Source organism: Pseudomonas sp. HP_01 (assembly GCF_055284355.1).
This window is the reverse complement of the sequence record NZ_JBTOPV010000015.1, coordinates 56,305-77,671: the sequence shown is the minus strand read 5'-3', so window position 1 is coordinate 77,671 and position 21,367 is coordinate 56,305. Positions and strand designations below refer to the sequence as shown.

The window sequence follows — 21,367 nt, the reverse complement described above, 5'->3', positions numbered from 1 at the left end:
CAGAGGTTCATCGTTATGACAAAACCTGTGAGTGAATACACCCGCAAGCGCAACTTCGATGTCACGTCCGAGCCTGCGGAAAGCGAGGGCAAGACGCGAAGCAAGAAAGGCAAGGCGCTGAGTTTCGTCATTCACAAGCACGATGCGCGCAATCTGCACTACGACTTTCGCCTTGAGCTGGATGGCACGCTGAAAAGCTGGGCGGTGCCGAAGGGGCCAAGTCTGGACCCGAAAAACAAGCGCCTGGCGGTGCACGTCGAAGATCATCCGCTGGATTACGGCAGTTTTGAGGGCAGCATTCCCGAGGGTGAATATGGCGCCGGCGAGGTGATTGTCTGGGATCGCGGCATCTGGCAGCCCCACGGCGACCCGCAGGAGACCTACAAGGCCGGCAAACTTAAATTCACCCTGATCGGCGAAAAACTCAGCGGCGACTGGGCGTTGGTGCGGACCCGTTTGCCGGGCAACAGCGACAAGGAACAGTGGCTGTTGATCAAGGAAAAGGACGACGCCGTGCGCTCGGGCGAAGACTACGACATCGTCGTCGACAAACCGGAGAGCGTGGTCAGTGGCGCAACGGTGGGCGAGGGACGTAACCCGGCCAAGAACGCCAAACGTCAATCGGCGGCGTCTGAACCCGCCAGTAAAACCTCGGCCAGTACGAAGCCCGCAAAAAAGCCAGTGGAAAAGAAAGCCAGAGCACCGTCGCCCAAAAAGAGCGGCGTGCCGGCCAAACTCTCGCCGCAGTTGGCGACGCTGATGGACGCTCCGCCCGAAGGTGAATGGCTCTACGAAATCAAATACGACGGTTACCGGATCCTGACCCGCATCATTGATGGCCAGGTGAAGTTCTTCACCCGCAACGGCAATGACTGGACCGAGCGCCTGCCGTTGCAGGCCAAGGCTGTCGGCGATTTGAAGCTGGACAACACCTGGCTGGACGGCGAGGTCGTCGTCCTCAACGACGCCGGGTTGCCGGATTTTCAGGCGTTGCAGAATGCGTTCGACATCGACCGCAGCATGGACATCCTCTATTACCTGTTTGACGTTCCTTTCCTGAATGGGGAAGACCTGCGCGAAACGCCCGTCGAAGACCGCCGCGCGGCGTTGAAGAAAGTGGTGGGACGACAGAAAAAGGGCCTGCTGCGGTTCTCCGAAGCCTTCTCGGCAGGCCATCGCGACATCATCGAAAGCGCCAGTCTGATGTCCCTCGAAGGCGTCATCGGCAAGCGTGCCGGCAGCGTGTACCAGTCCAAACGCAATGCCGACTGGATCAAGCTCAAGTGCAAGCTGCGGCAGGAGTTCGTCGTCGTCGGCTTCACCAAACCCCAGGGCGCACGCAATGGCTTCGGCGCGCTGTTGCTGGCGGTGAACGAGGAGGGCGCGGGCCTGGTGTATGCCGGCAGGGTCGGCACTGGTTTCAATAAGCAGATGCTTGGCGAGTTGCTGGAGCAGATGAAACCGCTGGAACAGGACGCGTCGCCGCTGGAGAAAAAGGTGACCAGCGCCCAGGCCCGGGGCGTGCACTGGATAAAACCGACACTGGTGGCGGAAGTCGAGTTCGGCGAATGGACCCGCGACGGGATCATTCGTCACTCAGCGTTTGTCTCGTTGCGCAGCGACAAGCCGGCCAGCGAAGTGGTCCACGAGCACCCGATACCGCCGAAGGACATCAAAGCGCCGTTCAAGCCCCGTGCCGCCAAGGCCAAAGCGTCGAGCACCAAATCCGCGTCCAGTGCCGATTCTTCAGCCGAGAAATCCAGGCCGGCCAGCAGGCGCGCCGGCAAGGACCGCATCGAGGTGGCCGGGGTGATGGTCAGTCATCCCGAACGGGTGATCGACGCAGAGAGTGGTTTGCACAAGATCGAGCTGGCGCAGTATTACGAATCGGTGGCCGACTGGATTCTGCCCCACCTCGACCACCGGCCTGTGGCGTTGTTGCGTTGCCCCGAGGGCGTGGAAGGCGAGCAGTTTTTCCAGAAGCATTCCGAGCGCATGGCGATCCCCAACATCAAGCAGCTGGACCCCAAGCTCGACCCCGGTCATGCGCGTTTGATGGAGATCGACAGCGTCAAGTCGCTGGTCGGTGCGGCGCAGATGGGCACCATTGAACTGCACACCTGGGGCGCGACCTACGACCAGATCGAGCTGCCGGACCACTTCGTCCTTGATCTCGACCCGGACGATCAGCTGCCGTGGCGCAGCATGATCGAAGCCACGCAGCTCACCTTGTCGACCCTCGACGAGCTGGGCCTTGATGCGTACGTCAAGACCAGTGGCGGCAAGGGCATGCACATCGTTGTGCCGCTGGCGCGCCGGGCCGATTGGGAAACGGTCAAAGCCTTTGCCAAGGCGCTGGCGCAATTCATGTCGAGGGAGTTGCCGGACCGATTCACCGCGACGTCCGGGCCGAAGAACCGGGTGGGCAAGATCTTTATCGATTACCTGCGTAACAGCCGGGGCGCCAGTACGGTTGTGGCCTATTCAGCCAGGGCGCGGCCGGGGTTGCCGGTGTCGGTACCCATCAGCCGTGATGAGCTGACCCAGGTGAAGTCGTCGGCGCAGTGGAACATCGCCAACCTGCAGCAGCGGTTGCGCAAGCTGAAGGCTGATCCGTGGGCCGGTTACAAGCACAACCAGCGCCTGACCAAACCGATGTGGAAACGCCTGGGCGCAGCGCCGCCGGCTTAAGAGCGACCGGACGCGCTTAGGCCATCAGGGTAAGGCGCGGAAGGTCCTGGGGGCGACGATTTCAGGCGCGCCTGGCATGTAGGATCAAACAGGGATTTGTAGGAGCCGGCTTGCTGGCGAACCCGTGAGATCGGTCACCCTTGAAGTGCCTGACCCAATGCGTTCGCCAGCAAGCCGGCTCCTACGGACCGAGTTCAAACATGGACGGTGTGCGTCAGTCGCAACAATGCGCCATCCGATTACTTGACCCGGTCAGTCCGCTCGCCTACCTCAGCCGGATAAAATTCTCCGTCCAGCCCGGCGGTCAGCAGTCTTTCTCGTACCTGGGTTTCGACTTCCAGGACTTGGTCGGGGTTATCAATGTTGTCGACGACGAGCCAGACCGGCATGACGTTCTGGCCATGGGTGCCTTCGCTGAGCATGTCGTGGGAGAAGACTTGGTTGGCGCGCCACAGGCACAGTTCGTCATCGGTGTGGTGGGGTTCGCGAACGGCGGTCGGCGTAGTCAACCAGACTTCGGTGAAGGTGCGCAGGTCGGCGTTGGGGAGTTCGTTCAGGGTGATGACGGTTTTCATTTGGTGTCCTCCAGTGTTCAAGATGCAGTTGTGACGCATCAGGCTGACCAGCGTTCCCCCGATCTGCGCAGGTGGTCGTACCGACTTGAACCGACGGCGCGCGCAAGGGGTCGATCAATCACTGTGCGCTCACGTCCGACCTACCCGGAGACATACCTGTGACCGACCGACACCTGCTCACCCGCAGACGACTGCTCACCCTGGCAGCAGGTGCGTCAGCGGCATTGGTTTTTGAATCAGCGGCCGCCAACTCCGGCGCCGTCGCCACAGCATCCGAACCGCCACAACCCGGCCCATCGCCCGGTCAAGCAGGAGAACGGAACATGCTCACGCGAGACATTCCATCCAGCGGCGAAGCCTTGCCGATAATCGGACTTGGCACCTATCGCGGGTTTGATGTCGAGCCCGGCAGCGACGCTTACAAACTGCTGCCTGCGGTGGTGGATCAGTTGTTCCATGCGGGCGGGACCCTGATCGACAGTTCGCCGATGTATGGCCGCGCCGAGGAAACCACCGGCGAGTTGCTGGCGATCCATCAGCCGTCCTCGCCAGCGTTCCTGGCGACCAAGGTCTGGACCCGGGGACGCGACGAAGGCATCGCCCAGATGGAAGCTTCGTTTCGGCTGTTGCGGACCCAGCGCATTGACCTCATGCAGATCCACAACCTGCTGGACTGGAAGACCCACCTGCCGACGCTGCGTGAGTGGAAAGAGGACGGGCGCATTCGCTACATCGGTCTGACGCACTACACCCCGTCGGCCTACGCCGAGGTGGAAGCTGCGCTGAAGGCCGAGGCGTTCGATTTTCTGCAGATCAATTACGCGCTGGACGATCGCTCGGTCGAAGCGCGGCTGCTGCCGCTGTGCCGTGAACGGGGGGTGGCAGTGATCTGCAATCGGCCATTCGGTGGCGGCGGCCTGCTGGGGCGATTGCGCAACACGCCGCTGCCGGGCTGGGCGGGAGAAGTGCAGGCCAGGAGTTGGACGCAACTGGCGCTGAAGTTTCTGATCTCAAACCCGGCGGTGACGTGCGCGATTCCCGGTACGGGCAATCCGAAATACATGAAGGAAAACGCCGAGGCAGCCAGAGGGCCTTTGCTCACCGATGCCCAGCGCCAGCAGCTGACTGCCCTGATCGGCTGACACCGCTGCACCTGGACATCTTCTGCGTCGGCAAAGGCGAAGCGCGAGGAGCTGAAGCGATCAGCGTTTGACCGGCGCAGGCAAAGTGACCAGATTCACGTATGCATCCCAGAACTTTTTCTGGTCCACGGCGTACACCACTTTCGCCTTCTGTGTGCCGACCGGCGCGCCTTTCTTGTAGCCCATGGAGCGGCCGTAATCCGGTCCGAAGTGGGCGTCGACATCGACCCACAGGTCTTTTGACTCGGTGACCAGTTGCGGATGCACCAGGTACAGCGCGGGCAGGCTGTCCCAAGTGAAGCTGTGATGGTTCGGATCCTTGTCGAACTCAGGCCCCAGCACCGTTTTGTACAGGTCGGGAATCACGCCTTTGCTGGCGACGATGCGCTGGTAAACCGAGGCGTCGAAGATGACCTTTTCGCAGACATCGTTGGGGAAAATCACGTGCTCGATAGGCGAGCGCAGCACGATTTTTGCGGCCTCGGGGTCGAACCACCAGTTGAATTCGGCCGCTGGCGTCGTGTTGCCTGGAATCTCGATGGCGCCGCCCATGTACACGATGCGTTTGATCAGCGGCACGATTTCCGGCGCGCTGCGAATCGCCAGAGCGATGTTGGTCAATGGCCCAACGGCAAGAATGGTCACCTCGTGAGGATTTTTCTTCACGCTGTCGACGATGAACTGGGCGGCGGATTCGCTGCGCAGTGTGGTGTGCGTAGCAAGCCCGTCCGGCGGGGATACCAGCTGCGAGGCCGAGGTCGGACGCGGGGTCTTGAACGCCCCCGGCCAGCCTGCGCCGAACAGGGCTTTTTCCTGTTCATAGGTGGCGAAGTCGTGCAGCAGCGGGTATGCCGCGCCGGAGTACACGCCGATGTCCTTTTCCACGCCCATGCGCTCGACCGCCTTCAGCGCATCGACCTGCTCCTGATCGACCCACGCGTTGCCACTGACGAGGGTCATGCCCAGCAGGTCGATGCGCTTTTGCGCGTGCAGTTGCGCCAGCATGATGAAGGCCTGGCCGTCGTCGTTGAGTACGTTGAAATCGGTGTCGAAGATGACCTTTTCCGCCGCCTGCAAGGAGGTCGCGGAAAGTCCGAGCGTCAGGGCCAGGGCACAGCTTTTCAAAAACGCCTGCATGAGCGGTTTCCACCGTTGTTATTGGATGAATGCGATGAGCAGTGTAGGAGCGTGGCTTGTCCCGCGATCGGCTGCGCAGCAGTCGTAAAGTCAGACGCCCGTTGCACCTGATACACCGCATCTACCGGGTACACGACGACTGCGTCGCCGATCGCGGGACAAGCCACGCTCCTACAGGCTTTAGATTTGATTATCTGTTCACCAGCTTCGCCGGCAACGCCACCACCAGCAAACTGCTCAAGATCAAACATCCGGCAAAGAACCACAACGCCCCGGCGCTGCTGCCGGTGACGTCGATGGCGATGCCCATCATCGAGTTGCTCACCAGCCCGGCGATGTTCGCCAGCGAGCACGCCAGGGCAAACCCCGTCGCCGCCGCCCGGCCTTTGAGGAACGTCGCCGGCAGGCTGAAGAACACCGGCACGGCGCCAATGATCGCCGCCGAAGCGACGGCAAACAGTGCGACGGTCGCGACCACGTTATGGGTGAAGAACGGGCTGGCGGCCATGGCCACGGCGCCGATCCAGAAGGGCACGATGATGTGCCAGCGACGTTCACGACGGCGGTCTGAGCTGGCGCCGATCATCAGCATGCCGATCAACGCCGCCACGCTGGGCAACGCGGTTAACACGCCGATGTGGAAAGTGTCGGTGACCCCGGCGTTTTTGATGAACGTCGGCATCCAGAAGCCCATGGCGTAGGCGCTGAGCAGAATCGAGAAGTCGATGCCGCCGAGCATCCACACTTTCAGATTGAAGAACCCGTCACGAAAGCTGTGTTTGCTGTCTTTGCCCTCGGCATCGTCCAGGCGCAGTTCGCCTTCCAGCAGCGTTTGTTCGGTGCTGTTCAGCCATTTGGCTTCTTTCGGATTGTTCGGCAGCGCCCAGAACGTCATCACCCCCAGCAGTACGCTGGGAATGCCTTCGATCAGGAACAACCACTGCCAGCCGCGCAACCCGGCGGTCTGGTCGAAATGACCCATGATCCAGCCCGACAGCGGACCGCCGATGACGCTGGAGAGCGGCAGGCCGATCATGAACAGCGCGATGATGCGGCCACGGCGGTAGGTCGGGAACCAGGTGGTCAGGTAAAACAGCACCCCCGGCAGAAAGCCCGCTTCGGCGGCGCCGAGGAGAAACCGCAGCACGTAGAACTGCGTCGGCGTGCTGACGAACAGCGTGCAGGATGACAGCAAACCCCAGGTGATCATGATCCGCGCGATCCAGATCTTCGCGCCGACCTTTTCCAGCACCAGGTTGCTCGGCACTTCGAACAGGATATAGCCGACGAAAAACAGCCCGGCGCCGAGCCCGAACGCGGTCTCGCTGAAGTGCAACTGGTCGAGCATCTGCAGCTTGGCGAAGCCGATGTTGATGCGGTCCAGGTAAGCGGCCAGGTAGCAGAAGCACAGGAAGGGGATTAGCTTCCAGGTGATCTTGGTGTACAGCGCTTTGATCGGGTCCGCGGCTAAGTTTGCGGAGGTTTCTACATTCGCAGAGGGCATGGGTGTCTCCTGGCGGTTCTTCGACCGGTGGGCGCGGCGGCGGCTGATTTTGCCTGTGTTTGGTGCTTTCTAAAATGGGCAGGGAGAGCGGCAAGCTTCAAGCCGCAAGACGGACCGCGTGCTCTTCGCTTGCGGCTTGTAGCTTGTAGCTTGTAGCTTGTAGCTTGCAGCTCATCGCTTACCGGTTGCCGCTCGCATGTGCGTCATAGCCTCCTGCTTACCAACCACATCCCCGTATTTGCTGTCGATGTCGAACAGGTTCGCTTCATGGGGATCGGGATGGCGGTCGCCCACGCATTCGCGCACGACGATGGTCCGGAAACCATGCTGCACGGCATCCACCGCAGTCGCCCGGATGCAGCCGCTGGTGGAGCAACCGGCCAGCACGACGGTGTCGATCCCTTGGGCGTGCAGCATTGATGCCAGTGACGTGCCGAAGAACGAACTCGCGTACTGCTTGCTGATGACGACCTCTTCAGGCAAGGGCTGCACGGCCTCGCAGAACGCGGCCAGCGGGTTGCCTTCGACCATGTCCTTCATCACCGGCGCTTTTTTCACCCACATGCCGCCGTCCGCGAAATGCGTGGGGTGATAGCGGATGTTGGTGTGCACGACCGCGATGCCGTGTTCCCGGGCGCAGGCCAGCAGCTCAACGCTTTCGGCCACGGCACTGACCACACCCGGCGCATATAAAGGTGCACCGGGCTGGGTGTAGCCCTGCATGAAGTCGATCATCAACAGGGCCGGTTTCGCACCAAAACCGATGCGATTGCCCCAGACGCCCTGATAGTTGGCGTCCGCGCTTTGTGAGTCGGTCATCGGGTTCACCTCGATCAATAGGGTTGCAGTCGATTTGGCGTCGCGCCGGATTAATATCTTGAACAGCCTCCGGGCCTGAGCACAGAGATGCTTGGCAACGCAGGACACCTGTAGGAGCGCGCTTGCCCGCGAAACGCGCCGGGTCAGTTGGCGGTGATGTGTCTGTAGCATCCCTTCGCGGGCAAGCGCGCTCCTACAGGTCCAGCGCCTTACATAAATCCGGTTCAGGCCTGTTCGGTAATCCTCTGCCTCAGGTCAGCGGCGTACCCAGAAAATCACCGAACGCTGCAAAGAATCCCGGCAGGTTGTCCCACGGGATCATGTGCCCGGCGTTTTCCACTCGCGCGATCAGAATGTTCGGTTGCAGCTCTCGGATCTCGGCTTCGTCGTCCGCCTGAATCACACCCCCACGGCCAGCGACGATGAGCAGGGCAGGGACAGGCAGGTTCGGCAGGTCCTGATGGAAATCCACGTCATGGAAGTCATTGAAGGCGCGGACGATGGCGGGTTCGTAGCAGGTGTGCAGCCATTCGGCGCGCAGCTGCAGTTGCTCCTCGGTCCAGGTCGGGCAGAATGCGCGCATGTCCTCGGCGCTCATGCCTTGTTGCGACTGGCGGATCGAATCGACGTACCAGGGCAACTTCGCCGGGTATTCACGACGCCCCGGACCGGACACCGGCGGATCAATCAGCACCAGGCTTCTCAGCCCCTGGGGACAACGCACCGAAGCCCGTACGGCGAAACGCGCGCCCATCGAGTGACCAGCCAAGTGATAGCTGTCGATGCCCATGGCGGCGGCGAACGCACCAATGTCATCGGCGCAGGTGTCGACGCTGTAATCCAGATCCGGCCCGGTGGAGGAGAGCCCGCGACCGCGGGCATCCAGTACGTAGGTGTCGAAAGACTGGCCCAGGCGTTCGGCAACGAAACCCCAGGTGATCGCCGGGCTGGTGATGCCCGGGATCAGAATCAGCGCCGGTTTGCCGGAGTGTGTGTCGCCGCCGTAGCGCAGGTAATGCTGACGAATGCCGTTGGCCTGGACGTTGCCGCCATGAATGAATGTGCTCACGCCGCCACCCCCGATTTCAGTTCCTGGCCGTAGAGGTCATAACCGTAAACCCAGGCCGGATCTTCCTGGGTGCGCAGCCAGGTGTTGGCGTTGGAAACCGCTTGCACGCGGGAGGCGCGCTCCTTGCGATTGGCTTCGTAGAGCTGGAACGCGGTGCGATAGTCGGTCAGTCCGGTTTCCTGAAGGCAGCGGGTGAGCATCGCGGCGTCTTCAATGGCCATGCCGGCGCCCTGGGCCATGTGCGGCTTCATCGGGTGGCAGGCGTCGCCCAGCAAAACGAGGCGGCCGCGACTCCACAAGGGCAGCGGGTTACGGTTGAGCAGCGGCCACTTGGTCACGCTGTCGGTGGACTCGATCAGGGCCTGCACGGTGGGGTGATAACCGGCGAAGGCTTCGTACATTTCGTCCCGGCTGCTGTCGACCCAACTGCCCTCGAAATCCCATGCCGCATGGGGCACGCCGGTGACGTAGTAGTACTCATCGCGCTTGCCGGTGGTGTGATAAACCATCATGTGACGGTCCTCGCTCCACCATTTCACGCAGTTCTCGAAATTCAGGTTGTACTTGGTCAGCACGTCGCTGGGGATCAGTGCGCGGTGGGCGACCCAGCCGCTGTACAGCGGTTTCTCATGGCCCAGCAACTCTTCGCGGATCTTCGAATTGATGCCGTCGGCGCCGATCACGATGTCGGCATCGGCGTGGGTGCCGTCGGCAAAGTTCAGGCGCACGCCGTTGTCGCGCTCTTCAAGGGTGGTCAGGCATTTGCTGAAGTGCACGCTGCCGGGCGCCAGTGTCGACATTTGCAGCGCGTGCAAATCGCCGCGGTGCACGGTGATGTAGGCCGCTCCGTACTCCTTGAGGGAGAACTCGCCCAAGGCGATACGCGACAGGTAGTCGCCGGTCGCACCGTCGCGGCTGAACCAGAAATCCGGGTGCGAACCCATGTCGCTCAGCTGTTGCTCGATGCCCATGCGGCGGAAGATTTTCATGATGTTCGGGCCCATATGGATCCCGGCACCGATGCGTGAAAACGCGGTGGACTGCTCGTAGATGTCGACGTGGAAACCGGCTTTCTGCAACAGCGTCGCAGCCGCAGCGCCTCCCAGCCCGGATCCGACGATGGCGATTTTTTGCGTGGTTGGCATGGCGCGCATTCCTTCGTGTTCATGAGCTCTGGTTAACAGGAGCTCTGGATGACAGGCGTTCTGGATAACGGCGAGGCGACAGTGATCTGTCGCGTCGCTGGGTTTTTAAAGTGTATACGCTGATATTTTTAAAAGTGAACCGATATTTCCAGAAACGTCAGCCGACGTCGCAATCAGGCATGTCACCCTCTGTAACCTTTATATGCAGGGATATGTGTGGTCGCGTAACACTGTGGCGTGCCTATTGCAGCGGCGTCCGGATTGATGTCTTATCCCTTTTAATAAGTGTATACGCTTTAAAAATGCACCGGTCTGATGCGCGGCGCCTTGCAATGGTGCATCCGGCCGGTCATCCCCCGAGAGGAGAGAGAGATGCCGGTTAGCGATTGCGAATTGACCCAGATGTTCGAGCACGTGCTGAAACTGTCGAAAGTGGACGCGACCCAGAGCGTGGCAGTGCTCAAGAGTCACTACTCCGATGCGCGCACGGTGCGCGCCGCGATGGAAGCGGCTCAGCGCCTGGGCGCCAAGGTCTATGCGGTGGAGCTGCCCTCGTTCAATCACCCAAAAGCCATGGGCAATGACATGACCGCCTACTGCGGCGACACCGCGCTGACCGGCAACATTGCGGCGCAACGTGCCCTTGAGGCGGCGGACCTCATCGTCGACACGATGATGCTGCTGCACTCGCCGGAGCAGGAGCAGATTCTCAAGACCGGCACGCGGATCCTGCTGGCGGTGGAGCCCCCGGAAGTGCTGGCGCGGATGCTGCCGACGGTGGCCGACAAGGAGCGTGTACTGGCCGCCGAACAGGTGCTGAAGGCAGCCCGGTCGATTCAGGTGAAGTCCCGCGCCGGCAGCGATTTCCGTGCGCAACTGGGGCAATATCCTTCAGTGACCGAATACGGTTTTGCTGACGAGCCGGGTCGTTGGGACCACTGGCCCAGCGGTTTCCTGTTCTCCTGGCCCAATGAAGAGACTGCCGAGGGCACGCTGGTCATTGATGTCGGCGACATCGTGCTGCCGTTCAAAACCTATTCCCGGGAGCAGATCACGCTGGAGATCGACAAGGGTTTTATCACCGGGATTCACGGTGGTTTCGAGGCGGAGTACCTGCGCGATTACTTGAAGTACTTCAACGACCCGGAGGTCTACGGCATTTCCCACATCGGCTGGGGCCTGCAACCCCGCGCGCAGTGGACGGCCATGGGCCTGCACGACAAGAACGACGGCATGTGCATGGACGCCCGGGCGTTCTACGGCAACTTCCTGTTCTCAACCGGGCCGAACACCGAAGTCGGCGGCACCCGCAAAACCCCGTGCCATCTGGATATCCCGCTGCGTCGTTGCGACATTTATCTGGATGATCAGGCCGTGGTGCTGGCGGGCGAAGTGGTGGCGCCCGAGGCTTCAAAGGCCTGACGCAGATCTTCAGGCGACGGTGAGACCTGTAGGAGTGAGCTTGCTCGCGATCGCGTTCATTCAGTCAGTCAGTGTAGGGTGAACGACCCAATGGAATCGCGAGCAAGCTCACTCCTACAGTTCGGGGTTGTACTGTCCATCAATAGCTGGCGCTAAACACGCGCGTTCCGAAGATTCCCCTCCACTCCCGCAAACGTTACTGTAGCCACCACTTCCCAGATCCTGCCGAACGAGCCATCCGTGTCCACTGACAACTCTTCCAATAACCGCTCTTCCAACATCAGTGCGTCCTACACCTTCTCCGAGCAGGTCGGCCATCTGCTGCGCAAGGCCTACCAGCGTCATCTGGCGATCTTCCAGCAGAACGTCGGCGATTCGCAGCTCACGGCGGTGCAGTTCGTGACCCTGTGCGCGCTGCGCGATCATGGCCCCAGCTCCCAGACCGAACTGGTCAAGGCCACCGCCGTGGATCAGGCCACCATTCGCGGCATCGTCGATCGCCTGAAAGCCCGGGATCTGATCAGCCTTGAGCCGGACCCGCAGGATCGCCGCAAAGTCATCTGCAGCCTGACCGACAGCGGCCTGCAACTGGTGCAGGAGACCGTGCCCCGGGCCGCGCAGATCAGCGAGCTGACCCTCAGCAAACTCAACCCCGCCGAGCGCGTGGCTGTACTGTTTCTGTTGCGCAAACTGATCGATGAGGGCGATGACTAACGCCGCCTGACCCAACCCCAAACTCCAACGTCCTACAGCCTTTTCTCCGCTGGCATGCTTCCTGCTCTCGTTTCATGAAGTAATCACTTCATCAAATGTAAGCTACAGCGGGTAACACATGAAGGCTGATACAAGCGAGCTGCAGCGGGTGGCGGAGAAGACCGTGACCCTGAACGTCAACGGTCAGGCCACACGTGTCACGGCGATGCCTGACACGCCGCTGTTACTGATCCTGCGCAACGACCTGCACCTCAATGGCCCCAAATACGGCTGCGGCCTTGGGGAGTGCGGCGCCTGCACGGTGATCATCGATGGTGTCGCCGCACGGTCCTGCGTGTTTCCGCTGGCGGGCGCCCAAGGGCGCGAGATCACTACGCTGGAAGGCCTCGGTTCGCGAGACCGCCCCCATCCGGTGCAACAAGCCTTCATCGACGAACAGGCCGCGCAATGCGGCTACTGCATGAACGGCATGATCATGACCGCCAAAGCCTTGCTCGACCGTAACCCGCACCCCACCGAGACGCAGATCCGCAACGAGCTCTCGGCAAACCTGTGCCGCTGCGGCACGCACCTGGAAATCCTGAGTGCGGTCATGCGTGCCGCGCGTCATCAGCCCAGCCCGGATCCCGTCCAATGACCCAGACTTTGCCCACGCGCGATGAACTGCTCGCCCAAAATGGCGTGCTGTTGATCGTCGACGACATCCTGCCGCCGTCCGGACCGGTCGCCAAGGGCGGCACTCCTACCGTCAGGCCCATGGAATTGGGGCTGTTCATTGCCATTGATCAGGACAGCCGCGTCTACGCTTTCAACGGCCATGTCGACCTCGGCACCGGCATCCGCACCTCGCTGACACAGATCGTCGCCGAAGAACTGGACCTGCAGATGGATCAGGTGACGATGATTCTGGGCGACACCGAGCGTGCGCCGAATCAGGGCGCGACCATCGCCAGCGCCACCCTGCAGATTTCCGCCATTCCGTTGCGCAATGCCGCCGCCGAGGCCCGGCGCTACCTGCTGCAACAAGCCGCGCTGCAGTGGTCGGTCGATGTGGATTCGTTAGTCATCGACAGCGGCGTGATCAAGGCACAGGACGGTCGCGAACTGACCTTTGGCCAACTGCTGGTCGATCAGCGTGTCGAGTTGCGCATCTCCGGCAGCGCGCCACTCAAGCGGCTGAAGGACTACAAACTGGTGGGGCAGGGCGCCGCCCGCGTGGACATTCCGGGCAAGGCCACCGGCGAGTTGACCTACGTGCACGACATGCGTTTGCCGGACATGCTCCACGGTCGCGTCGTGCGCCCGCCCTACGCCGGTTACGACACCGGCGACTTCGTCGGCACCAGTCTGCTGGAAGTGGACGAATCTTCTATCGCCCACATTCCCGGCATCGTCCGTGTGGTGGTGATTCGGGATTTTGTGGGCATCGTCGCAATGCGCGAAGAGCAGGCGGCCAAAGCTGCGCGCGAGCTCAAGGTCGCTTGGAAGCCGTGGCAGCACCAGTTGCCGGACATGAGCAACATTGAGCAGGCGATTCGCGACAACCCGAGCATTCAGCGGGTGGTGCTCAATCAAGGCAATGTCGAAGAAGCGTTGGCTCAGGCCAGCGAGCGGATGACGCGAACCTATCTGTGGTCTTATCAGATTCACGGCTCCATCGGACCCTCGTGCGGGCTGGCGGACTACAGCGAAGAAGGCATTCGGGTCTGGTCCGGCACGCAAAATCCTCACATGCTGCGCGCCGATCTGGCCTGGCTGCTGGAATACCCTGAAGAGCGCATCGACATCATCCGCATGGAAGCGGCCGGCTGTTACGGGCGCAATTGCGCTGATGATGTCTGCGCCGATGCGGTGTTGCTGTCCCGCGCCGTGGGTCGGCCGGTGCGCGTGCAACTGACCCGCGAGCAGGAACATGCCTGGGAGCCGAAAGGCACCGCCCAGCTAATGGAAGTCGACGGCGGGATCAACGCCGATGGTGGCATCGCCGGTTACGACTTCAGCACCCGCTACCCGTCGAACAACTCGCCGACTCTGGCCCTGCTGCTGACCGGGCGCGTGGAACCGGTGGCGACGATGTTTGAAATGGGCGATCGCACCTCGATTCCGCCCTACGACATCGAACACATGCGCGTCACCATTCACGACATGGCGCCGATTGTGCGGGCGTCTTGGATGCGCGGCGTGTCGGCGCTTCCCAATACCTTTGCACACGAGTCCTACATCGACGAGTTGGCTTTCGCGGCCGGCGTCGACCCTATTGAGTACCGGCTTCGTTATCTGCACGACGAGCGCGCCGCCGAACTGGTTCGTGCGACTGCTGCCCGTGCTGACTGGACCCCGCGCACCCAACCGATGCAGATGCCCGAAGAAGACGGCGTCTTGCGCGGGCGAGGTTTTGCCTACGCGCGCTACATCCACAGCAAGTTTCCCGGCTTCGGTGCGGCGTGGGCGGCGTGGGTCGCGGACGTGGCGATCGACAAGCACACCGGCGATGTGTCGGTGACGCGCGTGGTGATCGGCCACGACGCCGGTATGATGGTCAATCCCGCTGGCGTGCAGCATCAGATCCACGGCAACGTCATCCAGTCCACCAGCCGCGTGCTCAAGGAGCGGGTGACGTTCGAGGAGTCCACGGTGGCGAGCAAGGAGTGGGGCGGCTACCCGATTCTGACGTTCCCGGAAGTGCCGAAGGTCGACGTCCTGATGATGCCGCGTCAGGCCGAGCCGCCCATGGGCGCCGGGGAGTCGGCGTCGGTGCCGAGCGCGGCAGCCATTGCCAACGCCGTGTATGACGCGACCGGGATTCGCTTTCGCGAACTGCCGATCACCGCAGAGCGCATTCTTGCCGCCCTGAACAGCGCGGGCGCGGAGGCCAACAGCAACCCGCCGCAATCGCCGAAAGCCAAACGTTCGAAATGGCTGTTCGGTTCGCTGTTCGCAGCCTTGGGGGCGGTATTGGGCATGGCCGCAACGGCGTTGCCCTGGCGTGGGGAAATCGCGCCGATCACACCGCCTTCAGCGGGCACCTGGTCATCGGCGACCCTGGAGCGCGGGCGTTTACTGGCGGCTGTGGGCGACTGCGCGGTTTGCCACACCGCCCCGAATGGCGCCAGCAATGCCGGCGGGCTGGCGATGCAGACGCCGTTTGGCACGTTATATAGCAGCAACATCACCCCGGACGCCGAGACCGGCATCGGCAACTGGTCGTATCCGGCGTTCGAGCGGGCGATGCGTGACGGCATCAGTCGCGATGGCAAACACCTGTATCCGGCGTTTCCCTACACGGCCTTCAGAAATATCGAAGATGCCGACATGCAGGCCTTGTACGCCTACCTGATGTCGCAGACGCCGGTGAAGCAAGTGCAGCCGGCCAATGACATGCGCTTTCCGTTCAATGTGCGGCCGCTGATGGCCGGCTGGAACGCGCTGTACCTGCGCAAAGGCGAGGTGCAGACCCAGCCACAGCAAAGCGCGCAATGGAATCGCGGCCAGTATCTGGTCAATGGATTGGGGCATTGCGCGGCCTGCCATTCACCCCGGGATCTGCTGGGGGCGGAGAAGGGCGGTACGTCGTTTCTCGCGGGCGGCACGGTGGACGGCTGGGAAGCGCCGGCGCTCAACAGCCTGTCGAAAGCGCCGACGCCGTGGACCGAGGATCAGTTGTTCAATTACCTGAGCACGGGTTATTCCGATGCCCATGGCGTCGCCGCAGGACCGATGGGGCCGGTGGTGTCGGAACTGGCGAAACTGCCGAAGAGCGATGTGCGGGCGATTGCAGTGTATCTGGCGGCGTTGAACGAGCCTGCGTCTGGCAGCACTGATGCCGGTCCGGCGCCGGCCACGGTTTCAGTCGCTCAGCCCGGCGTTTCGCCCCAGTCGTTGAGCAATGGCCAGCGGGTGTTCGAAGGCTCGTGCCAGGGTTGTCATGCCGACGGTCTGGGGCCGAAGCTGTTTGGCGTGAGCCCGTCGCTGGCGACCAACACCAACGTCCACAGCGCGCTGCCGGATAACCTGATCAAAGTGATTCAGCAGGGGATAAACAAACCGGCGACGGCAGATCTGGGTTACATGCCAGGCTTCAAGGACAGCCTGTCCGACACCCAGATCAGCGACCTCGCCGCGTACCTGCGCAACCGCTTCGCCCCCAATGAGCCGCAGTGGGCGGGGTTGCCGGAGAAAGTGGCGCATCTGAGATCCAATCCCGGAACCCATTAACGCCATAAAAACTGTAGGAGCGCGCTTGCCCGCGAAACATATCAGCTGCGACATCCATGCGCCTGACCCACCGCATTCGCCAGCAAGCCGGCTCCCACAGAATACGTGTACGCCGAATATTCGGGATATTGTCGAGAAAGATCGCGCACACGCCGCAGGCCTCAGGTATTGCCGGGATTTACAAGGAGCCGGCTTGCTGGCGAACCCGTTGTACCGGTCAACATCATCATCGCTGCCCCACCGCATTCGCGGGCAAGCGCGCTCCTACAGAGTACGTGTACGCCCAAAACCTCGAACCTTGCCGAGATCAACTGTAGGAGCGCGCTTGCCCGCGAAAAATATCAGCCCATGACATCTACGCGCCTGACCCACCGCATTCGCCAGCAAGCCGGCTCCCACAGGTTATGCGTACGCCGAACGCCGCATTCGCGGGCAAGCGCGCCTACTGGTGCTTTATCGATCAGGCTACTGCGGCAATACCATCACGCCACGCATCACCAGGTCCTGAATAAACGCCAGCCAATCCGTGCGCTCCCCCTCGGCGGCCATGTCCTGACCCAGGAATGAGCTGAGGGTGTGCAGGTTGGAGTTATAGAAGTAGCACAGCGAGGCGATCATCAAATACACGTGCTTGATGTCGAGGTCCTGCCGAAACAACCCCTGCGCCTGTCCGGCTTCGATGATCGGTCTGAGCACGCCGACGGCTTCGCCCGACAGGCGTCGCAGCTCGCCGGACTGGCGCGCGTGCTTGCCCTTGTGCAGGTTTTCAATGCTGAGAATGGCGACGAATTCCGGGTGGCTGACGTAATAGTCCCAGACGAACGCCACCAACTGGCGCAGCGTCTGTACCGGCGTCGACGGGTCCAGTGACAACAGGCTTTCGGCGCGGTTGAACTGCTCGTAAGTGTGCTCAAGCACTTTGACGAACAGCTTCTCCTTGCTACCGAAGTAGTAATAAATCATCCGGTCGTTGGATTCGGCTTCGGCGGAGATCTTCTCGATACGCCCGCCGGAATAGCCGTCGCGGGTGAACACGGTGATCGCCGCCTGAAGAATGCGTGCGCGGGTCTGATCAGCCTGTTGCGCGCGCACGCCGGTGCTTTTGCCCATGGGCTTACAGAATCCGGTAGAGCAGGCGCTCGACGCGGACCCGGCTGACGCGGCGCAGGAAGGTGCGCACGCCGACGGGATACTCGCTCAGGGTGTCGAGCTCGTCGAACTTGCCGACCCGATGGGTATCACGCATCAGCAGCGCGATTTCTTCCGCGCGGGGCTTCAGCCATTCGCCCTTGGGGTCATCGATCAGCACGGCGTTTTCCAGGTCCAGCTGAAAGGCCCGCGGGTTCAGGTTGTTGCCGGTCAGCAGGGTGTAGCGGTCATCCGACCACAGGCCCTTGAGGTGATAAGTGTTGTCGCCGTCTTTCCACAGATGGATGTTCAGCTGATGCTTGGCGATGGCCGTCTGATGCTTCTGCATGAAGCGCCGCAGGCTGATCTCGTACAGATACGGCAGCGCCGAGATCACCTTGAACGGCTCCTCCGGCGAAATGAAAAAGTCGTTGGCGGTCTTGTCGCCGATGATGATGTCGACCTTCACGCCCCGCTTCAGCGCGCGATTGATCTCGCGCTTCACCACCAGCGGCATGTTGAAGTACGGCGTGCACAGCGTCAGTTGCTCGTTTGTCGCGGCGATCAGGTCGCAGAGGGTTTTGCTCAGCGGGTTCTTGTTGCCGATGCCCAGCAGCGGAATGACGCGAAACCCACCGTTGTCTCGCACGCCGTCGTTGACGTCATAGCTGGCGCGCTTGAGGTGCTGGCGGAACTGACGAATCTCCCCACGCAGACTGCGTGAGCTGGGCGGTGAGGGCAGGTCGAGGCGATGCACCGCCTCGGACGGCAGGATGTCCTGCTGCACCAGACGCTGGAACGAGTCCGCCAGGCCCTTGCTTTCAATCAGGTGATAGCGGTCGAGGCGATATTTGCCGAGCTTGTGCAGGTAGACGTTATTGATGCTGGCGCCGCTGTAAATCACGCAGTCGTCGATGACACAGCCCTTGAGGTGCAACACGCCGAACAGCTCGCGGGTTTGCACCGGCACGCCGTAGACGGGCACTTCCTGATCGTGTTCCAGGTTTTGCGCCTGATACCACGCCGAGTTCCCGGCCTGCTTGCCCGCGCCAATCAGGCCGCGTTGGGCGCGGAACCAGTCAACCAGCACCACAACGTCCAGTTCCGGTCGCGCGGCCTTGGCGGCATACAACGCATCGAGCACTTCCTGGCCGGCTTCATCCTGCTGCAAATACAGGGCGACGATGTAAATCCGCCGGGTGGCGGCGGCAATCTTCGCCAGCAGTGTCTGCCGGTAATCGGCTGCACTCGGCAGAATCGTGATCGCCGTGCCGGAGGATTCAAAACCACGCAGCGCTGCAAGGGTAGAACGTCGGAAAGGAGCCCGCATAAGCCTCTCGATGGGTCGGATCAACAGCGCACGAGCTTACACCAGAGTGCGCCCTCTGGTGGTTTTGGCTGCGTTATCCGTGAGTTGTTCAGCGGATTATCAGCGACGGCTCACGGCTTGAGCTCACACCTTCAGAATCAGCTTGCCGCTGTTCTCGCCCTTGAACAGCATCTGCAGGGTTTCGGGGAAGGTCTCCAGGCCCTCGACGATGTGCTCTTTGCTTTTCAGCTTGCCCTGGGCCAGCCAGCCGGCCATTTCCATCCCGGCCTTGGCGAAGTTTTCGGCATGGTCCATGACCACGAAACCTTCCATGCGCGCGCGGTTGACCAGCAGCGCCAGGTAATTGGCCGGCCCTTTGACGGCTTCCTTGTTGTTGTACTGGCTAATGGCGCCGCAGATGACCACCCGCGCCTTCAATGCCAGGCGGGTCAGGACCGCATCGAGAATGTCGCCGCCCACGTTATCGAAATACACGTCCACGCCCTTGGGGCATTCGCGTTTCAGGGCGGCGTGGATGTCTTCGTTCTTGTAATCGATGGCGCCGTCGAAACCGAACTCATCGATCAGGGTCTGGCACTTTTCCTTGCCGCCGGCGATGCCGATGACCCGGCAGCCTTTGATTTTGGCGATCTGCCCGGCGATGCTGCCCACCGCACCGGCCGCGCCGGAAATCACCACCGTGTCTCCAGCCTTGGGCTGGCCGACTTCCAGTAACGCGAAGTAGGCCGACATGCCGGTCATACCCAATGCCGCCAAGTAGACCGGAAGCGGCACGAGTTTGGGATCGACTTTGTTGAAGCCCTTGGGCTCACCGACGAAATAATCCTGCACCCCGAGCACACCCTGAACGTAATCGCCGACCGCGAATTTCGGGTTTTGTGACTCGATGACTTTGCCCGCACCCAGCGCGCGCATCACCGCGCCCAACTCGACGGGTGCGATGTAGGACTTGCCTTCATTCATCCAGCCGCGCATGGCCGGGTCCAGCGACAGGTATTCGCTTTTCACCATGATCTGCCCCGGAGCGAGTTCCGCTACGGGCACGGTCTGGAAGGTGAAATCTTCGCGGCTGGCAGCACCCACCGGGCGGCGCGCGAGGAGGAATTGGCGGTTGTTCAAGGCAGTCATGGCAGGCTCTCGGCTAACGGTGGTTGAAGGTTTTATGGATCGCAGCAGTGATAGACCGTAAAGGTCGGGACAGCAAGGACTGCCACTGTACCGAATGCTGGCCGATCCATGCTGATGATAGCCGTCCTTGCTAATCATCATTGCCACCAATGCCCGTGCAACCGGCCTCTTGATAGTGCTGACGCCGAGTGTGTCGCGACCGCTAAGCTGCGGCCCATCGCCGGCATGTGCCGAGCCTTCCATTAATAAGCACAAAAAAGGACGAACCCATGAGCATGACGTTTTCCGGTCAGGTCGCGTTGGTCACCGGCGCCGCTGCAGGCATTGGCCGGGCGACCGCGTTGGCATTCGCCGAACATGGCCTGAAAGTGCTGGTGGTGGATCTGGACAGCGCGGGCGGCGAGGGCACGGCCGAGTTGATTCGTCAGGCGGGCGGGGAAGCGCTGTTTCTGCCGTGTGACGTAACCAAGGACGCCCAGGTGCAGCAGATGATGGCCCAGGCTGTGGACGCGTACGGCCGGGTCGATTACGCCTTCAATAATGCCGGCATTGAAATCGAGAAGGGCCGCCTCGCCGAAGGCAGCGAAGCCGAGTTCGACGCGATCATGGGCGTCAATGTCAAAGGCGTCTGGCTGTGCATGAAATACCAGTTGCCGCTGATGCTGGCCCAGGGCGGCGGGGCGATCGTCAATACCGCATCCGTCGCCGGGTTGGGCGCGGCGCCGAAGATGAGCATCTACAGCGCGTCCAAGCACGCGGTGATCGGCCTGACCAAATCGGCGGCCATCGAATACGCCAAGAAACACATCCGGGTCAACGCCGTGTGCCCGGCGGTGATCGACACCGACATGTTCCGCCGCGCCCACGAAGCCGACCCGCGCAAGGCCGAATTCGCCGCGACCATGCACCCGGTCGGGCGGATCGGCAAAGTCGAAGAAATCGCCGCCGCCGTGCTCTACCTGTGCAGCGACGGCGCCGCGTTCACCACCGGGCATTCACTGGCGGTGGACGGCGGCGTCACGGCGTTCTGATTCGTCTGACCATTCACCACACGGTTGACTGACACACCCTCACTCCGTAGGAGCCGGCTTGCTGGCGAACCCAGTCTATTGGTCGAAATCGTTGTCGCTGATCCCCCGCATTCGCCAGCAAGCCGGCTCCCACAGAATACGTGCACACCGGAGATTCCGGATGGTGTCGAGATCAACTGTAGGAGCGCGCTTTAAGGCGAAGGCGGCGTGTCAGACATTGATTCGTCACAGGCACACCGCCTTCGCGAGCAAGCTCACTCCTACAGGAGGTCGGCGTTGGCCGGGATTTCAGCGTCGTGCACAGCACCTGCAGGAGT

Annotated in this window: 16 protein-coding genes; 7 read left to right on the top strand and 9 right to left on the bottom strand. The window is 61.7% G+C overall.

From position 1 onward, the window contains the following. Positions 1-15: 15 nt before the first annotated feature. The gene (ligD, locus tag ACYAR8_RS11295; protein ID WP_463579911.1) at positions 16-2,691 is read left to right on the top strand and encodes a DNA ligase D; all 2,676 of its coding nucleotides are present in this window, start codon (positions 16-18) and stop codon (positions 2,689-2,691) included. A 239-nt stretch (positions 2,692-2,930) separates the two neighbouring features. Here the strand turns inward: ligD and ACYAR8_RS11290 are convergent, their stop codons facing one another. Beyond that, positions 2,931-3,266, bottom strand: a complete 336-nt coding sequence (locus ACYAR8_RS11290; RefSeq protein WP_463579910.1) for a hypothetical protein — start codon at positions 3,264-3,266, stop codon at positions 2,931-2,933. Between the two features lie 158 nt (positions 3,267-3,424). Between ACYAR8_RS11290 and ACYAR8_RS11285 the strand changes: the two genes are divergently transcribed. Further along, positions 3,425-4,408: an aldo/keto reductase gene (locus ACYAR8_RS11285; RefSeq protein ID WP_463579909.1), complete on the top strand. Its 984-nt coding sequence runs from the start codon at positions 3,425-3,427 to the stop codon at positions 4,406-4,408. Between the two features lie 60 nt (positions 4,409-4,468). Here ACYAR8_RS11285 and ACYAR8_RS11280 read toward each other — a convergent pair whose 3' ends face one another. From ACYAR8_RS11280 to ACYAR8_RS11260, 5 genes are all read right to left on the bottom strand, one after another. After that, entirely contained in the window at positions 4,469-5,545 is a 1,077-nt protein-coding gene (locus ACYAR8_RS11280; protein ID WP_463579908.1) for a nucleoside hydrolase, read from the bottom strand. Between the two features lie 190 nt (positions 5,546-5,735). Further along, positions 5,736-7,049 (bottom strand): MFS transporter, encoded by a 1,314-nt coding sequence (locus ACYAR8_RS11275; RefSeq protein ID WP_074892548.1) that lies wholly within the window; start codon positions 7,047-7,049, stop codon positions 5,736-5,738. A 171-nt stretch (positions 7,050-7,220) separates the two neighbouring features. Further along, positions 7,221-7,868 carry an N-carbamoylsarcosine amidohydrolase gene (locus tag ACYAR8_RS11270; protein WP_074892547.1) on the bottom strand — a complete coding sequence of 216 codons (648 nt, stop codon included), beginning with the start codon at positions 7,866-7,868 and terminating at the stop codon, positions 7,221-7,223. 250 nt (positions 7,869-8,118) lie between these two features. Beyond that, positions 8,119-8,937 (bottom strand): alpha/beta fold hydrolase, encoded by an 819-nt coding sequence (locus ACYAR8_RS11265; RefSeq protein WP_463579907.1) that lies wholly within the window; start codon positions 8,935-8,937, stop codon positions 8,119-8,121. After that, on the bottom strand, positions 8,934-10,082 hold the full coding sequence (locus tag ACYAR8_RS11260) for an FAD-dependent monooxygenase (protein ID WP_074892545.1): 1,149 nt from the start codon (positions 10,080-10,082) through the stop codon (positions 8,934-8,936). The genes ACYAR8_RS11265 and ACYAR8_RS11260 overlap by 4 nt, the downstream gene beginning before the upstream one ends. A 372-nt stretch (positions 10,083-10,454) precedes the next feature. Between ACYAR8_RS11260 and ACYAR8_RS11255 the strand changes: the two genes are divergently transcribed. The 4 genes from ACYAR8_RS11255 to ACYAR8_RS11240 all read left to right on the top strand — a co-directional run bounded on the left by ACYAR8_RS11255 (position 10,455) and on the right by ACYAR8_RS11240 (position 16,433). Beyond that, positions 10,455-11,504, top strand: a complete 1,050-nt coding sequence (locus ACYAR8_RS11255) for a 2,5-dihydroxypyridine 5,6-dioxygenase (RefSeq protein WP_074892544.1) — start codon at positions 10,455-10,457, stop codon at positions 11,502-11,504. A gap of 279 nt (positions 11,505-11,783) precedes the next feature. Continuing rightward, positions 11,784-12,218, top strand: coding sequence for a MarR family winged helix-turn-helix transcriptional regulator (locus ACYAR8_RS11250; protein WP_108119803.1), 435 nt, complete (start codon positions 11,784-11,786; stop codon positions 12,216-12,218). Positions 12,219-12,336: 118 nt separating this feature from the next. Next, positions 12,337-12,855 carry a (2Fe-2S)-binding protein gene (locus tag ACYAR8_RS11245; protein ID WP_108119526.1) on the top strand — a complete coding sequence of 173 codons (519 nt, stop codon included), beginning with the start codon at positions 12,337-12,339 and terminating at the stop codon, positions 12,853-12,855. Continuing rightward, positions 12,852-16,433, top strand: coding sequence for a molybdopterin cofactor-binding domain-containing protein (locus tag ACYAR8_RS11240; protein ID WP_463579906.1), 3,582 nt, complete (start codon positions 12,852-12,854; stop codon positions 16,431-16,433). The genes ACYAR8_RS11245 and ACYAR8_RS11240 overlap by 4 nt, the downstream gene beginning before the upstream one ends. A 465-nt stretch (positions 16,434-16,898) precedes the next feature. On the opposite strand, the gene ACYAR8_RS11235 is transcribed toward ACYAR8_RS11240, so the two are convergent. The 3 genes from ACYAR8_RS11235 to ACYAR8_RS11225 form a co-directional block, all read right to left on the bottom strand. Then, a complete protein-coding gene (locus tag ACYAR8_RS11235) occupies positions 16,899-17,543 on the bottom strand; it encodes a TetR/AcrR family transcriptional regulator (RefSeq protein ID WP_463579905.1) in 645 nt (214 codons plus the stop codon). 4 nt (positions 17,544-17,547) lie between these two features. Further along, a complete protein-coding gene (gene pssA, locus ACYAR8_RS11230) occupies positions 17,548-18,891 on the bottom strand; it encodes a CDP-diacylglycerol--serine O-phosphatidyltransferase (protein ID WP_463579904.1) in 1,344 nt (447 codons plus the stop codon). A 123-nt stretch (positions 18,892-19,014) separates the two neighbouring features. Beyond that, positions 19,015-20,019, bottom strand: a complete 1,005-nt coding sequence (locus ACYAR8_RS11225) for an NADP-dependent oxidoreductase (RefSeq protein ID WP_463579903.1) — start codon at positions 20,017-20,019, stop codon at positions 19,015-19,017. Between the two features lie 269 nt (positions 20,020-20,288). Here ACYAR8_RS11225 and ACYAR8_RS11220 point away from each other — a divergent pair, with 269 nt between their 5' ends. Beyond that, positions 20,289-21,050 carry an SDR family oxidoreductase gene (locus ACYAR8_RS11220; RefSeq protein WP_074892538.1) on the top strand — a complete coding sequence of 254 codons (762 nt, stop codon included), beginning with the start codon at positions 20,289-20,291 and terminating at the stop codon, positions 21,048-21,050. Positions 21,051-21,367: the final 317 nt, after the last annotated feature.

Bases quoted from the DNA above. Each gene is read 5' to 3' on its own strand.
- ligD (WP_463579911.1), top strand. From the start codon at position 16: ATGACAAAACCTGTGAGTGAATACACCCGCAAGCGCAACTTCGATGTC.
- ACYAR8_RS11290 (WP_463579910.1), bottom strand. From the start codon at position 3,266: ATGAAAACCGTCATCACCCTGAACGAACTCCCCAACGCCGACCTGCGC.
- ACYAR8_RS11280 (WP_463579908.1), bottom strand. From the start codon at position 5,545: ATGCAGGCGTTTTTGAAAAGCTGTGCCCTGGCCCTGACGCTCGGACTT.
- ACYAR8_RS11275 (WP_074892548.1), bottom strand. From the start codon at position 7,049: ATGCCCTCTGCGAATGTAGAAACCTCCGCAAACTTAGCCGCGGACCCG.
- ACYAR8_RS11270 (WP_074892547.1), bottom strand. From the start codon at position 7,868: ATGACCGACTCACAAAGCGCGGACGCCAACTATCAGGGCGTCTGGGGC.
- ACYAR8_RS11260 (WP_074892545.1), bottom strand. From the start codon at position 10,082: ATGCCAACCACGCAAAAAATCGCCATCGTCGGATCCGGGCTGGGAGGC.
- ACYAR8_RS11255 (WP_074892544.1), top strand. From the start codon at position 10,455: ATGCCGGTTAGCGATTGCGAATTGACCCAGATGTTCGAGCACGTGCTG.
- ACYAR8_RS11245 (WP_108119526.1), top strand. From the start codon at position 12,337: ATGAAGGCTGATACAAGCGAGCTGCAGCGGGTGGCGGAGAAGACCGTG.
- ACYAR8_RS11240 (WP_463579906.1), top strand. From the start codon at position 12,852: ATGACCCAGACTTTGCCCACGCGCGATGAACTGCTCGCCCAAAATGGC.
- ACYAR8_RS11235 (WP_463579905.1), bottom strand. From the start codon at position 17,543: ATGGGCAAAAGCACCGGCGTGCGCGCGCAACAGGCTGATCAGACCCGC.
- pssA (WP_463579904.1), bottom strand. From the start codon at position 18,891: ATGCGGGCTCCTTTCCGACGTTCTACCCTTGCAGCGCTGCGTGGTTTT.
- ACYAR8_RS11225 (WP_463579903.1), bottom strand. From the start codon at position 20,019: ATGACTGCCTTGAACAACCGCCAATTCCTCCTCGCGCGCCGCCCGGTG.
- ACYAR8_RS11220 (WP_074892538.1), top strand. From the start codon at position 20,289: ATGAGCATGACGTTTTCCGGTCAGGTCGCGTTGGTCACCGGCGCCGCT.